The sequence below is a fragment of the Paenibacillus glacialis genome (assembly GCF_001637205.1).
In the GTDB taxonomy this organism is placed as follows: Bacteria; Bacillota; Bacilli; order Paenibacillales; family Paenibacillaceae; genus Paenibacillus_AQ; species Paenibacillus_AQ glacialis.
This window is the reverse complement of sequence record NZ_LVJH01000003.1, coordinates 278910-293666: the sequence shown is the minus strand read 5'-3', so window position 1 is coordinate 293666 and position 14757 is coordinate 278910. Positions and strand designations below refer to the sequence as shown.

General features: G+C 37.0%; 14 protein-coding genes, 1 tRNA gene and 1 pseudogene. 2 read left to right on the top strand and 14 right to left on the bottom strand.

Going from position 1 to position 14757, the window contains the following annotated elements; genetic code table 11:
- Nucleotides 1-180: 180 nt before the first annotated feature.
- The 7 genes from PGLA_RS04185 to PGLA_RS04165 form a co-directional block, all read right to left on the bottom strand.
- Nucleotides 181-1614 (bottom strand): sensor histidine kinase, encoded by a 1434-nt coding sequence (locus PGLA_RS04185; RefSeq protein ID WP_068529145.1) that lies wholly within the window; start codon nt 1612-1614, stop codon nt 181-183.
- Nucleotides 1615-1617: 3 nt separating this feature from the next.
- Nucleotides 1618-2328, bottom strand: a complete 711-nt coding sequence (locus PGLA_RS04180; RefSeq protein WP_068529142.1) for a response regulator transcription factor — start codon at nt 2326-2328, stop codon at nt 1618-1620.
- Nucleotides 2329-2487: 159 nt separating this feature from the next.
- Complete coding sequence (locus PGLA_RS26520) at nt 2488-2625, bottom strand: DUF418 domain-containing protein (protein WP_084410713.1); 138 nt, start codon at nt 2623-2625, stop codon at nt 2488-2490.
- The gene (locus tag PGLA_RS27835) at nt 2615-2776 is read right to left on the bottom strand and encodes a hypothetical protein (RefSeq protein ID WP_161487837.1); all 162 of its coding nucleotides are present in this window, start codon (nt 2774-2776) and stop codon (nt 2615-2617) included. The genes PGLA_RS26520 and PGLA_RS27835 overlap by 11 nt, the downstream gene beginning before the upstream one ends.
- Complete coding sequence (locus PGLA_RS04175) at nt 2773-3129, bottom strand: YxeA family protein (RefSeq protein WP_068529139.1); 357 nt, start codon at nt 3127-3129, stop codon at nt 2773-2775. The genes PGLA_RS27835 and PGLA_RS04175 overlap by 4 nt, the downstream gene beginning before the upstream one ends.
- Before the next feature lie 22 nt (nt 3130-3151).
- The gene (locus tag PGLA_RS04170; RefSeq protein ID WP_068529136.1) at nt 3152-5083 is read right to left on the bottom strand and encodes an ABC transporter permease; all 1932 of its coding nucleotides are present in this window, start codon (nt 5081-5083) and stop codon (nt 3152-3154) included.
- Nucleotides 5070-5837, bottom strand: coding sequence for an ABC transporter ATP-binding protein (locus PGLA_RS04165; RefSeq protein WP_068529134.1), 768 nt, complete (start codon nt 5835-5837; stop codon nt 5070-5072). The genes PGLA_RS04170 and PGLA_RS04165 overlap by 14 nt, the downstream gene beginning before the upstream one ends.
- 313 nt (nt 5838-6150) lie before the next feature.
- Here PGLA_RS04165 and PGLA_RS04160 point away from each other — a divergent pair, with 313 nt between their 5' ends.
- Nucleotides 6151-7140, top strand: coding sequence for an aldo/keto reductase family protein (locus tag PGLA_RS04160; RefSeq protein WP_068529131.1), 990 nt, complete (start codon nt 6151-6153; stop codon nt 7138-7140).
- A gap of 11 nt (nt 7141-7151) precedes the next feature.
- Here the strand turns inward: PGLA_RS04160 and PGLA_RS04155 are convergent, their stop codons facing one another.
- The 4 genes from PGLA_RS04155 to PGLA_RS04140 form a co-directional block, all read right to left on the bottom strand.
- On the bottom strand, nt 7152-8054 hold the full coding sequence (locus PGLA_RS04155; protein WP_068529128.1) for a LysR substrate-binding domain-containing protein: 903 nt from the start codon (nt 8052-8054) through the stop codon (nt 7152-7154).
- A 139-nt stretch (nt 8055-8193) separates the two neighbouring features.
- Nucleotides 8194-8266: transfer RNA gene (locus tag PGLA_RS04150), tRNA-Lys, on the bottom strand.
- A 257-nt stretch (nt 8267-8523) separates the two neighbouring features.
- Nucleotides 8524-9336 (bottom strand): alpha/beta fold hydrolase, encoded by an 813-nt coding sequence (locus PGLA_RS04145; RefSeq protein ID WP_068529125.1) that lies wholly within the window; start codon nt 9334-9336, stop codon nt 8524-8526.
- Nucleotides 9337-9437: 101 nt separating this feature from the next.
- Complete coding sequence (locus PGLA_RS04140; RefSeq protein WP_068529122.1) at nt 9438-9848, bottom strand: Lrp/AsnC family transcriptional regulator; 411 nt, start codon at nt 9846-9848, stop codon at nt 9438-9440.
- A gap of 254 nt (nt 9849-10102) precedes the next feature.
- On the opposite strand from PGLA_RS04140, the pseudogene PGLA_RS04135 reads away from it, so the two are divergent.
- Nucleotides 10103-10848 (top strand): annotated as a pseudogene (locus tag PGLA_RS04135) (MBL fold metallo-hydrolase).
- A 387-nt stretch (nt 10849-11235) separates the two neighbouring features.
- Here PGLA_RS04135 and PGLA_RS04130 read toward each other — a convergent pair.
- The 3 genes from PGLA_RS04130 to PGLA_RS04120 all read right to left on the bottom strand — a co-directional run bounded on the left by PGLA_RS04130 (nt 11236) and on the right by PGLA_RS04120 (nt 14666).
- Nucleotides 11236-12177: a hypothetical protein gene (locus PGLA_RS04130; protein WP_068529120.1), complete on the bottom strand. Its 942-nt coding sequence runs from the start codon at nt 12175-12177 to the stop codon at nt 11236-11238.
- A 202-nt stretch (nt 12178-12379) separates the two neighbouring features.
- A complete protein-coding gene (locus PGLA_RS04125) occupies nt 12380-13111 on the bottom strand; it encodes a DUF6518 family protein (protein WP_068529118.1) in 732 nt (243 codons plus the stop codon).
- A 328-nt stretch (nt 13112-13439) separates the two neighbouring features.
- Nucleotides 13440-14666, bottom strand: a complete 1227-nt coding sequence (locus tag PGLA_RS04120; protein WP_068529116.1) for an aminopeptidase — start codon at nt 14664-14666, stop codon at nt 13440-13442.
- Between the last annotated feature and the right edge of the window lie 91 nt (nt 14667-14757).

Here is a 14757-nt window from a genome sequence, read left to right as displayed (position 1 = left end):
TATTTCTTTAGTACTCTTTTTTATCGGAAGATTGGGTCCATTTACTTATAGTCATTGTTTGTTAATATGAAATATTGAAAGAACAATATTGTGAGGAATATCCGAATTCAGAAGCCATGTGATTTGGGCCACAAAAAAAAAGAGCTTTCACAAATCGAATTGCGGAAGACTCTCGGTTATTCAGACATTTACACTTTCATTTAGGGGAAATACAATTTCAATCGTTGTTCCGTAACCCACTACACTATTAATTTTAATTTCTCCACCGTGTACCCGAATAACATCATTTGCAATAGCCATGCCAAGACCGGAGCCTTTATGTAACTCCCCAGTATTTGTTCCCCGATAATACCGATCAAAAATTCTTTCCAACTCTTTTTTCTGTATGCCTTTTCCATCATCTTGAATGATGATGTGTATCCGTTCCTTCTTTTCAATACGGACAACGATGTTTACATTATTATCATTATGAACAATCGCATTATAGATCAGATTACTTATCGCTCTCCGAATGAGAATCTCATCAACATCTATTGCAATCGTTTCTTGATCACACTGAAATTCAATGTGTCTATCGGAATACTTGGCGTCATTCAAAATATCAATCACCATATTCCGTAGAAGAGTCACCATATTAATCGTCTTATTATTTAAAGACAATTCTTTGTTTTTCAATCTTGTGGTTAAGTTTAAATCCTCGATAACCTCATTCATATATAGTGATTTACTTTCAATGATTTCAGCATATTCCATCATTTCTTCTATTGAAAATTGATATTCTGCATCTTTCATCATTTCGGCATAACCTAAGATGGAAGCTAACGGTGTTTTAATATCATGAGAGATATTCGAAATCCACTCTTCCTTCATTTTATCCAGTTTTTTTCGCTCATTTTCGTTCACTCTTAGCTCATTTGACAAATAATTAACATTGTAAAAAACTTCTTTGTAGATTCCTTTAGGTTCATAATTTATGTTGTATTCTTTATTTGCCAACCTTTTGATCCCATCAATTAATGAGTTTAATGGCTTGGTAAGCCTTTTACTGAATAAATATCCGATCAATAAAGCAATAAATCCATCAATAATTATAAAAATGAGGCTGCCTACTTTGAACATATGGAAGATGTCCCGGTAATCATATGACAAGACATATTTACCGATATTAGGATCTTCAAGACCAATAAAAAAACTGTAGTATTTTTTATTCATTTCTTTTCCACTAACAAAAACAGTGGTTTGTCCATCAACTTCCTTATATTTGTACATTTGAATCGCTTCTAATGGCGTATATTTCTTCTTTACCTCTTCTGGCAATCTATAGCCGTATATTTGCTTGCCATTTTCGTCTAATATTTGTATCCAGGCCTTTTTGGCTTCAAGCTCTTTTTTTCCTTTTTCACTGATTGTCACCTGATTATTAGCCATCGCTATATAATCACGGAATCCTGTCGTAAAGTCTTCCGCAGATATCTCTGTGGTATGAAAAATAGGCTTCTGAGATACAGCCTGGGCGATGAGCAAACCCACTACAATCACAATATTAATAATAAGTACTAGTATGACTACCAACACAACCGATAATAAATATCTTCCAGTTAACCACCATTTCATGGATTATTCGTCCCTTATAACAAGTTTATATCCCAAGCCTTTTACTGTAATTAGATATTGGGGGTTTGAAGGTTGTTCCTCAATTTTCTCCCTTAACCTCCGAATGTGTACCATAACCGTATTATCAAAGCCTATAAAATCTTCCCCCCACACATGGTCGCAGAGGCTTTCTTTACTAATAATTCGATTCGCGTTCTTAAGAAGATACGATATCAAGCCAAGTTCTTTTGGCCTTAGTTCAATGTTTTCACCATTCTTTTTTAATTCTGCTCTTTGTTCATTTAATTCGAAGGGACCTGCTTTCAATAGAGTGTCTTCTTCCTTATCAGCCTGGATATAATCAGCTCTACGTAATTGTGCTTTTACACGATAAGCCACTTCTTTGGGGCTAAACGGCTTTACAATATAGTCATCACCACCAATAGCAAATCCTAAAATTTTGTCAATTTCCTCTGTTTTTGCGGATAAGAACAAAATGGGCACGTTAGAAATACTTCTTATTTGTTTACAAACGTCATAACCTTCTCCATCGGGTAGCATAATATCCAGCAAAACAATGTCAGGCTTTTTTTCCTGGAACTGCATAAATCCGTCACTCACTGTTGTCGAAGTATAGATATGATCTATTCCTTCTTTTGTTAACACTGTTTTCAAAATTCTTAGGATGTCTTCTTCATCATCTATAATTAAAACCTTCGTATTTTTTTGTGACATATCATGACTCCTTCGCCCAAATTCCTCTGTGTTAGTAAGTATATAGCATAGGTACGCCAGTTTAAACAATAATACTCGAAATGACAGCACGTTTTAGATGTTGTTTCATAATGAAAAAGACTTAGTTACCTTAAATCGGGATAACTAAGTCCTTCACTTTTAATTATGCTTCGCTATAGAGTGAACTTCATTTTTCATTTTTCTAACTCTTCCATTTTTCCCATATGTCATAAACCGCCATACTCTCTCTAATGGTCCCATCTTAAAGAATTTAAACCACACAGTACTATAAATCATTTGTATTAACACCACTGTATTCAGGTATTAATGTTCCTTCCATGATGAGCATATATCCCTTTACATTGATAAACATGATGCCGAATAATGCGAGACCACGAATAATATCTAATGAAACAATTCTTTGTTTTTGAGATATGGATGGATTCATTTTAGCTTTTCCTTAGCCTCATTAGAAATATCTTCTATTTTAACTTCTTTATAGGACTTCACTTTTTCGTCTTTCACAAACAAATTTAAATAGGCTTCCTCACGAAGTTGCTTGTTACTTGTAAAAGTAAACGTTTTTTCTTGCCCATCTTCATTAAAGGCGGGTAAGGTGTATTCATAAGTTACGAATTTCTCCCCACTACTTGATTTACTTTCTATTTTCTCACCCATCCCTTTAATTTGAACATAATAATTGTCTGTACCTATTCTGTTTATATTAACATTTTGCAAAAAAAAGAAAGCCCCAACTACCATCACAAGTATTACGGATACAAATATGATTAACTTTTTCATTATTTTTCCCCTTTACTATCCTTTATTTTGTTTTCGTCACTGTCTTGTAGTAAGCATTGACTGTCAAGAAGTAATAAGCGATGTAAATACATGTGTATACGCCCATACAGATCATCACTGGTACAACTAAGCTGATTTGTAATAATCTCGATAAAGCCGTTAATGCCACAGCACAATGGGCTATTCCTGCAATCAAAGGTAAACCAAAGATGAATACCATTTGTTTGGCAATAACTAATCGTATTTCCTTTTTATTCACACCGATTTTATGCAAAATTTCATAACGCTCTTTGTCAGAGTTCGCTTCTGTTAATTGTTTGAAATAGATGATGCTTCCTGTTGCTGTAAGGAATACTAACCCTAAGAATCCGCCCATAAAAATCATTAATCCTGATGATTCTAGGCCCGCAGCATAATCCGCATAGAAACTAGAAAACCTTGCTTCATCTGGCATGATCGTTCGAACATCCTTTGTTAACTGCTCAGCATCATCTTCATTTGTGATTTTATACAAATGCATATCTTCTCGTTTGATTTCTTTTGCTAAACCGGCAAATAACTTATCACTGACAACAACCGTAGTACCCGCAGTGCGATAATTGAAAATACTATACTTCTTCAAATTGCTAAATGTAACATTCTCTTGGCGATCATTTACCTTTAAAGAAATCGTTGAACCGACATATTCAGGCGACATCTGTTCTGAGTACATGGCATCTAAAACAGCTGCTTCATTTGCTTGTAGTGAAAGCACATCATTTCTTCCTTGCACTTTAGCTATTGTATTGAAATCACGGTTTGAAACCACGGTATAGATCATTTCATCACTATAGAACTTACTATTTAGATTGGTTACGTCTGCATCTACTTGAAGGGTGGAAATCGTCTCATGGTAGATAAGGTCATGATCTTTACTGTTTGTAATCATGGCATTTACTTGTTCAGCTATGTTGTTGTCTTCCGCAATAAAGCTGATGCTACTCGGGTCAGCCGTTTCCACATTACTTCTGTTGTTGTAATACAAACTATAGGCTGCTCCAACAGCTGTTAATGTCGTTGCACTAAGCACTGCGATAATGGTCAGTGTACGTGCATTACCTTTAATTCTAAATAAAAGCTGAGATGTCCCGATTAAGTTAATTCCGTTCCAATATTTCTTTTTGTTCTTTCTTGATACCTTTAATAAATACACAGTTAAACTACTAAATAAGAGATACGTACCTAGTATCACGGTAATTATTATGATGAGCGGCGTAACTAGGAACCCTATTTTCCGCCATATCGCTGAATCTAGCATGTTCTGTAACGCGAGCCAATAACCGATTCCGATGAGTACAACGGATAGCAAGGCTATGATAAAAGAAGTTTTCGGTTCTTGTTCACCTTCTTTATCTGCCTGAAATAGTTCAATTAATTTAAAACGATAAATTAATCGGTAGCCATGAAACGATGTAATAAGCGTAATGATCGTAAACACAATAATCGTATTTATGATCGCTTCTAGAGAAATGGTGAAATTCACAATGGCATTATACCCCATGATCTTCATTAGAATCGTCACAAAAAACTTCGACAAGACCGAACCCAACAGAATTCCGACAATAAGGGCCAGAACTCCCATGATGAAGTTTTCATAAAAGAGCATGCGACCTATTTGCTTCTTGCGTACACCAAGTAGTGAGTACAGTCCCACTTCTTTTTTACGTTTGCGTGTAAAGAAGGAGTTGGAATACCAAATAAAAACAGCTACGAAAATAATTAAAACGACTGCCGCCCCGCTAAATACGGAGTTGATTTTAGGTGATGTGTCAGAAGTAGCCTGAATCGTCTGATCGTACTTTAATGACACGAATACAAAGTAAATCACAATGCTAAATATCATCGATGCAAAATAGAGAAAATAGTTGCTAAAATTTTGCCTAATCGTTTTTCTTGCAATGCTAAATAGCGTCATGATCTCCACCTCCGAGGGAAGCGAGAATATCTAATATTCTGCGAAAGAACTCCTTGCGCGGCATCTGTCCTTTATGAATTTCCGTAAAAATCTGACCATCTTTTATAAATAAAACTCTCTTAGCGAAGCTAGCTGCATATACATCGTGAGTAACCATCATAATGGTTGATTTGTTTTTTTCGTTTAATGAGCTTAAGCTTTCGAGTAAATCTGTAGCAGATTTCGAGTCTAGTGCACCTGTTGGCTCATCAGCCAGAATTAAGCTCGGATTTGCAATAATCGCTCGAGAAGCTGCTGTTCGCTGTTTTTGACCACCGGATATATGGTAGGGATATTTATCTAGAATTTCCCCAATCCCAAATGTATCAGCCACTACATTGACGCGTTGTTCGATTTCCTTTGCAGGCACCTTTGACAGGGCAAGTGGCAGTACAATGTTTTCTTTGACCGTTAACGTATCAAGTAAGTTGTAATCTTGAAAAATAAATCCTAGCTTATTGCGGCGGAAGTCGGATAATTGTTCCTCTGTCATTTGGATAATATTCTGGTCATCGATAATAATATCGCCTGATGATGGCATATCAATGGTTGATAATATATTGAGCAGTGTTGATTTGCCGGCACCTGATGGACCCATGATCCCAACAAATTCACCTTCTTGTATCTCTAAATTAATATCTTCCAACGCTTTATATACGTTACCTTTGACACCAAATACTTTTTGCACATTTATAGCTTTTAATATGGGTTTCATAATTGCCTCCTGTTAACTCCTATTAAAGCAATTATAATTTACCCATCTTACACCCTTTTAATTTAAACCTTACACGAACCTTAAAACTACGTAAGCGCAAATTAGTTAATTGAAAGAATGTATTTACGTGTCTGACCTACACCTCATATAAACTTACCGTTACACAAGGAATCTCTTAGGACTCTTTAAAAGGAGGGAAGGCAATCACATATTAAAATAATACATTTTTCGAATTAATAAGGTGTGTATTATATATTTTTAATATTAAATAACACTTGTTATAATCAGATTTATATTGAAGGGAGGAATTAAAATGAAATATCGGAAACTTGGCAAAAGCGGCTTATTGGTAAGCGAGATAGCATTGGGTAACTGGATAACCCACGGTGCACAAGTGGATGAAGCAACAGCACAAGCTTGTGTACATGCTGCACTTGACTCCGGGATTACAACATTCGATACAGCTGATGCTTATTCGGAGACGAGGGCGGAATCTGTTCTAGGTGAGTCTTTAAAGGGGATACGTCGTGAAAGTATTGAATTGTACACGAAGGTCTTCCATCCAACCGGTCCTGGACATAACGATAGAGGGCTGTCCCGTAAACATATCATGGAGGCCTGCAATGCTTCGCTTCGAAGATTGCAAACGGATTATATTGATGTTTATTATGCACACCGATTTGATGCGACCGTATCACTTGAAGAAACCTTTTTGGCATTTTCCGATTTGGTTCGGCAGGGAAAAGTTCTGTATATAGGGGTAAGTGAGTGGACAGCAGAACAGATAAAGCTTGGAGCAACTTTGGCGAGGGAAATGAAAGTTCCCTTTGTGGCCAGTCAACCCCAATATTCCATGCTGTGGCGTATTATTGAAGCCGAAGTTATTCCCGCTTGTGAGCGTGAAGGAATTGGGCAGGTTGTCTGGTCACCACTGGCGCAGGGTACTCTTTCCGGTAAATATGCACCAGACAAGCCGATACCAGAGGGCTCCCGAGCTTCTACGACAGCAGGTTCGGGATTCTTCAAACGTTTGGCCGGACAGTGGTTACATCAAGAAGTCCTTCAGGCAGTAGAACGAATCCAGCCGATCGCTAAGGAATGCGGTTTGACGCTGCCACAGCTTGCGGTAGCGTGGGTTCTGCAAAACCCACATGTGTCCTCAGCTATTATTGGCGCCTCAAAGCCCGAGCAGGTAGAGGAAAACGTAAAAGCTGCAGGTGTCTGCCTAGATCCTGAGGTCATGAGGCAAATAAATAACATTTTAAATGGCGTTGTTGAGTTTGATCCAAGTAAAACCGGTTAAGATTATAGGGTTTACACAAGGTTGCCTGTCTGACTATTGGCTGTTTCCTCCATCACTTCTAGGAAATTAGTCAGAATGGTCTCACTCATATCTGTTTTCCAGGACGCATACAAAGGGACTCGCGGTGTATCTTCGTTAAATAGCCGGAATACGACATCACTACGTTGAAAAACAGAAACCGAAGAGGGAACAATTGAAATGCCTATACCCGCAGCTACCAGATTAACAATGGTATACATTTGAACAGCTTCCTGCACGATGTGGGGCTGAAATCCATGCTGCCTGCAACAATCTATAATGAGGTCATGAAAAGAAGCCCCCATATGATGCGGAGACAAGATAAAAGGTTCGTCCGCCAAAGAATGTAGAGACACAGTTGGATGTAAGGCTAACGGATGCATTTCGGGTAATACGGCAATGAGTGTTTCGTTGCTGTAAAGTCGAGAGGTGATATGTTTGGACGGATCTAGCACACGAAGGAAACCAACATGGATTTTTCCATCGTGTAAAGCTTTCAATTGTTGGGCAGATGTCATTTCAGATAGAGTAAGCTGCACATCAGGAAAACGCTCCCGAAATCGCTTTAAAACGTTGACCATCATACCACCAACTGCCGAATCAACAAATGCGATAGACAAATGTCCAATTTTTCCTTGACTTGCAAGTTGTGTCACCTTAATAGATCGTTCCAATTGTGAAACCATGTTTCTGGATTCCTCCAAAAATATCGTTCCTGCTGACGTAAGTCGAACCTGTCTCTTGGTTCGCTCCAAAAGCTTCACGCCGAGTTCTTCCTCAAGATTTTGAATTTGCTGGCTCAAGGGAGGTTGGGTTATATTCAATTTTTTTGCAGCGCGGTTGAAATGCAATTCCTCCGCCACTGCAATAAAGTAACGTAGTTTTTTCAAGTCCATAGACACCATTTCCATCCTGTTTTTGTAGTGATCTCATGATTAATTCGACCATTTTTTAAACCTATTCTCTGTATAAAGAAGTATATCCAGCATAGATTTCCCGTCTACTCTATCATATAAGATTCCGTTTCTTCAAGTATGGACTCTCAGGGATTCGAACCCTGGACCAATTGATTAAGAGTCAACTGCTCTACCAGCTGAGCTAAGAGTCCATGTATAAAATTTTGGTGGAATCTAGGGGGATCGACACCCTTGTATAGAAACTCACTGGAACAGGTCATATTTGTCGTCACAAACTCAAACCAACTAGGGGCTTCCCGAGCTCTCGTTACCTACATATATCGTTGTGTAACGCCTCTTCTTCGTACCGCTAACTGAGTACTTTCACACCCCTTTTAACTTCCAAAAATACGCACTACTTCTTAATGAAGTGCGCGTGTACGGATAAAATAGTATTCACTTTTTTCAATTAAGGAGTGTTTATAAACTGCATCAGTAGCCTGTTAAGATCGTCGGATTGATCTATCGGTGATCCGTGTCCGCTGTTATTCAAAGGAAATAGCTGCGACCCATTTATTTGCTGCTGTGTGAGCTGGGCACTTTGGTAAGGAATCAGTTGATCATGGATACCATGGAATATCGCTGTTGGAACATGGATTTGACTTAAATCCTTCGTTACATCTTCGTTTGATGCGGCTTGCAATATTTTAATGAGCGCATATGAAGCTGATTGGTATCCAAGATTAATAAACCAATTCAACATTTCCGATCCCTTGTTTCGATTGAAAAACATCACAGACAAATCACTAAGAAACTTTGGTAAATTGGCATACATTTGACTAATAAGGGCATTTGCCTGCTCTTTCGGTATCCCGTAAGGAGAGTCGGGAGCTTTAACAAAAGAAGGAGAAACTGCATCTACTAATGCTAATTTCGAAACATGACGTCCTTCATATCGAGACATATATCGAATCGTAAGCGCTCCACCTACAGAGAAACCAAGTAAAATGATATCTTCTAATTTTAACTGTTCCAACACTACAAAGATGTCATCCGCTAAACGATCGTACGAATAGCCTCCCCAAGGCTTATCTGACTGACCATTACCACGAATATCCATACTGATACACCGGTAACCATACTGTGGTAACACATTGAATTGATATTGAAACATGTTGTGATTCAGTGGCCAGCCGTGAACGAAAAATATAGTTTTGCTACTTGGTCCTGGATTTAGATCTTGCACAAATACACGTACATCTTTCTCAACTTCAATATACATGTTCTACCCTCCAGTTAGCGAACAAAATGGTTTTTTATTTTATGCTATGACACGAGGTTAGCAGATATGTTGTGAAATTGGTTAATGATTAAGGGTTCAAGCTATTTATTAATAACAATCGTTAATTTGTAGTTTGCATGTTCGTTTAGCCTTGTCAGGAATTGGTCTACGTGTTCGTTGGATGGAAATCTGCACTCAAGAAGGTAACAACCATCCCCACTAACTTTATAATTATTTAATACGTAGTTTTCTTGTGTTTTTATAAATGAGAGATAAGGTTGATGATAAGTACTATTTGTAAAGATCGTAATAAAAGCATGCATGAAACACCCTAATTTAGCTTCATTAACTTTAATGGTATAACCCTCAAGTACCCCGTTATCCTCCAGTTTTGCAACTCTAGATGCAGCTGCTTGTCCGGTCAAATGAACTTTCTCTCCTAATTCTTTCATCTTAATACGACTGTTCCTGGATAATTCAGCCAATATTAGCATATCGGTTTGATCCAACATGAAACCCATCCTTTCGTGGAATAAGAAATGAATTTATGTATATGCATCCTTATTCCTTCTCTACGTTTAAACCATTGGTATAAATTGAAGTCAACATTCTATCCAATCATAGTAAATTATTCCCACATCAACCTCGATGCACAAATTAATTTCAAATCTCAAGTCAAACCTTCAAATGACTTGATTTTATCTATGTAACAGCTAATTGCTTATCAAGTAAACTTAATACATACAAAAGAAAAGGAGACAATAATATGAATGTAACACAAATTAGAAACGCAACTTTGGTGGTTGAATATGCAGGGAAAAAGTTTTTGGTGGATCCATTTTTAGCGGACAAAGCTTCTTACCCCCCATTCCCCAATTCGTTGAGACAAGATGAATTTAATCCTTTAGTTGGTTTACCAACATCCATGGACAATATTATAAATGTAGATGCTGTAATTGTAACACATCTTCATATAGATCACTTTGATGATGCTGCCAAAGAGGTATTGTCAAAAGATATAAAAATGTTTGTACAAAATGAAGAAGATGCCCAAGAAGTAAAAAAATTCGGTTTTCAAAATGTAGAAGTTTTACAAGAAGATACGATCTTTGAAGATATCAAACTCATTAAGACAAAAGGCGAGCACGGTAGAGGAGAAATCTTAAAAATTGCTGGTAACGTATGTGGCGTTATTTTCAAACACCCAAATGAGAAAACTTTTTATGTAGCTGGAGATACGGTTTGGTACGAAGCTGTTCAGGAAGTGATCGAGACACACAAACCAGAAATCATCGGTGTAAATGGTGGAGGCAATCAGTTCCTACAAGGTGGTTCCCTAATCATGGGGAAAGACGATATCTATGAAGTGTTTAAGGCTGCCCTATTGTCAGCCATATGGAAGCTGTAAACCATTGGACACTTTCAAGAAAAGAATTAAAAGGCTTCATTAATGAAAAAGGAATCTCTTCTAATGTATTAGTGCCAGATGACGGCGAATCTTATACATTTTAAGAAAAAACATATAAAGCAAAGATGATCATGTAAATTGAAACCAATAAAGAATTAGTTAGTCGTTTTTATGAAGCACTTCAACAACAAAACTTTGTGTTTTATCCGCAAGTTGATACTCCTTATCATGGCATTGACGGATTTATAGAAGCAGAAACACTTCGATGCATTTCCTGACTTCAAAATGCCGATTAAAGCTATGGTTGCTGAAGGAAAGGTCATCGAGAAAAGAGCTCATGTTGATAAGTATGACATCTATACGCAACTTTGAGTTAACCTGGCTCCATAAAAAAAAGAGGCGTCCAGTAATTTGGAGCCTCTATTTTTCCATGCTATCCTGCCTGTTAGTTGAACAAGCGTGTTCCGTTAGTGCTATGAGGCTGCGGAAATTTATAAAATTAGTCTATCCAGACCAATTGCACTAATTAATAGCCGCTCTTTCCTGCTACCTAACATATTTTGTGTCCAATCTACAAAACCACCATCACCAATGTAATACTCCGTTTCACCTATAACTGTCTTTAAAGTGAATTGCAATCCTTTGTAATACTGGTTTTCCTTATCCGGCTCACCTGTACTTACCGACACATTCATTGACAGTTCATGCCCGTGTTTTATGATCCTTGAGACCAGACCAGCAGTATCTTTGTAACCATTACGTTCACTTAAGATGATCTCGATTTCAGATCCAAAAAGAGTCTTAAATATACTTTGATAAACTTTTATATGTTCCCATAATGATTGTTTTTCGAAGCTGTAGGAACCTTCATCTACTCCAGAAGTCACCATACAAAATAAATGGAAATGTGGTAGCATCCCTGGAGCATCTCCAAAGAATTGCGCTCGGACATGCCTATGGGTTGTACAGAAGCGAATGAAATTATCTCTCCTATTCTTTGAATAATTTGTTTTAATTAAATCACTGATATGTAGTGTTAAAAGATTAGTTGCATCTGATACAACTTCCGTTCCTCTAAGGGCTGAGATGGCTTTGTTTTGATCAACCGTTCCTAGCACAGAAGCACAACCCAAAGGTGCTACGGGAGATAATTGAATTGCCGAAATAGAATGTTTAGAAGCAATATCTAAAACGTCCATCTCCAACTTCTTAAGCAAGAGTACATCGACCTCAGCTGGGTGTACAAAACGGTTTTCCCGATATCTTTTAAGTAGATCATTCGGAGAAGATGTTTTTGTTTTCTCGCTGAATACTTTTAAGAGAAGTGAATTCAAGTCACTTGAGGATATCCTATCAACTAAAAGGTTAATTAAATCAGCTTTTTCAAGTTTTCGCAGGATTCTTTCAAGATCGGCTGTAAGCGTAGGTTCCATAAATTTCACCCTCCTTTGCTAAATAAAAACAAAAAACCTCCCAAAATATGAGGTGAATTATTCGCGGTGCCACCCAAATAGCCATTAACAACTAACGACGATACAGGTAATAACGGACCTGGACTTTTTCAAATTGGTTATTAATGGATAATTATATTATATAACTCATTCACTCCTATAATCACGCCTTACAATACACCGTTCATTCACCAAATATCCGGCCAAAAATATTAAAATTTATCACGATTAAAGATAATATTATGGCTATTGGTAGAATAATCAAAAATCGAATTTTGTTTTTCGGAATGATAAGTAACAAAATAACTATCATTATTAGATATATTCCCATAAGCCATGGTATTAAATAGTAATGAGTATGAACGGGTAAGTAAGCATTACATAATTCAAACCCTTCTGACAGCAATACTGTGATTGGAAGGGCCGAAACAATATTAGAAAACAATCCGCTTCCACGCGCATACCACATAATATAAGCACAAACAGGTGATACAGCTGCGCATATACTCCAAAAAATAATTTCTCTTTCCGGGAAAAAATGTAGCACCATCGTTGTATACACATAATAAACGGTAAGCATCGACCCAAAAAAGGCGAATATTTTTACAGCCGCTAATTTGGGGGAATAGCTGAAAACCGATAAAAGTGTGGCAACAAATACCCATATACCAAGACGATCACCTATTTCAGTGAATATCGGGTTGAAATAAGAAGGGTTATCCATAATTTTTGCCAGTAAACCCAGAATAACCCCAATAATAATTGCAATTACTATTGAAAAAACTTTTTGTTTTGTAGTTGATTTGTTCGCAACTCTAATCCTTATCAACTTATTATATATTCCCATTATACCCTCTAATTTTTCAAACTCATTTGCGGGTAGTGACAGCTTCGCTGGTACGTGAATACTTCCCAATCGATTTCATAAAAAAAACCGCAGTCATAGGCCTCTCTCATGATTGCGAGGGTATTATTTGTGACATATCATCTTATTTCTTATGACATTAGTTCATCGTAATTTTTATGTTTATGACTGAGATTTGTTGTTAAGCTCCTTTTTTGAATATTATTTCTTAAAACTAAGTTTGATCGAAAATGTCTCGCGAGCCTCATTTTACGATAAAATGAAATCAGTTTGGATCGGTTACACTCTTCTGAACAGAAAAATTGTGGTCTAGTAAACTACAGACCAATTCGTGTTTTAGCTACTACTATTTTATCGGAATACTCTATTCCAATATATATCAAATAACCCACTGCCCTTTTATCATTATTGCTTCTTCTTGCCCATCATTTGTCACACCATAGACTGCCATTTCTTTATTGCCAACCATGAAATCTTTATGGATTGAAGAGTGATTCATACCGCGTTCTTTTCTTTCTTCAAGGCTCATAATATTACCGTCTTCTATATTATCTAAGTAGGCCTGTCCAAAAGCCAAATGACTCGCAGCATTTTCATCAAATAATGTATTTTTAAAATGGATACCTGTTTTCTCAATTGGTGAATCAATAGACACTAGCGCAACTTCTCCTAAACGTTTAGCTCCACTATCTGATTCTAGTAACAGCTTAATGGTGTCTGGCTGATCACTTTCATACTCCACAACTTCTCCATGTTTGAATACCAATTTTAACGTACTCACGAGTTTTCCAGAAACGATTAGCGGTTTAGTCATGGTAACATATCCATTTACTTCTATTGTATTGGGCATCGTCCAGACTTCTTCAACGGGCATATTGGACATAAATGCTTCTCCTGAAACGGTTTTTTCCGAACCACCATTCCAGATATGTCCTTCAACAAGCCCTACTGTTAAATCAGTCAGCTCACTCACAAAATGCAATTTACAATATCTTTTTTGATTCAAATACGATTGATACTCTTTTAACCGAGCATCATGTTTTAACCAGGCCTCTTTGGGATCTTTCATAGTAACACGTGTTGCCGTAAAGATATTCTCCCATAAAAGTGATATGGCTTCTTCTTCAGGTAAGGTTGGGAAAACAGCTTTTGCCCAGTCTTTTGATGATGCAGCTGCCACAACCCATTTTGAGTGATTTTCCATACCGTATCTCATCGATTCTTGCATGGATTTTGAGCGAGCTTTATTAATTCTTCCCACTCGAGCACTTTCCACTTGTTTCAATAGGTCTGGATTGGGAGATACTAGCGATAATTGCAAATAACCTGCTTTGTACAAATTCAGTTTAAAATCTGCCACCACAGATGGAAAATCGTCTAAAAGGTCATCGTTCAAATGTTGGTATCTTGCCAAATTCATTTCATCATCTTGAAAATCATATACAATATGAGCCGCTCCCATTTGATAAGCTCTTTTGACAATCAATCGAACTAATTCGAGATTTTGTGAATCAAATTTTATCTGAATGTTTTCTCCTGGTTTGACATTCAAGCCCACACTTAAGATCAAATCAGCATATATTGCTAATTTCTCCTGAAAAGTCATCTAAACACCTCTCTTTCACCCAAATACTACCATGTACCTATTTAAAAATATAGTTGTAAAATGATTTTTAGGAGAAGGAACGTTTCCTTAG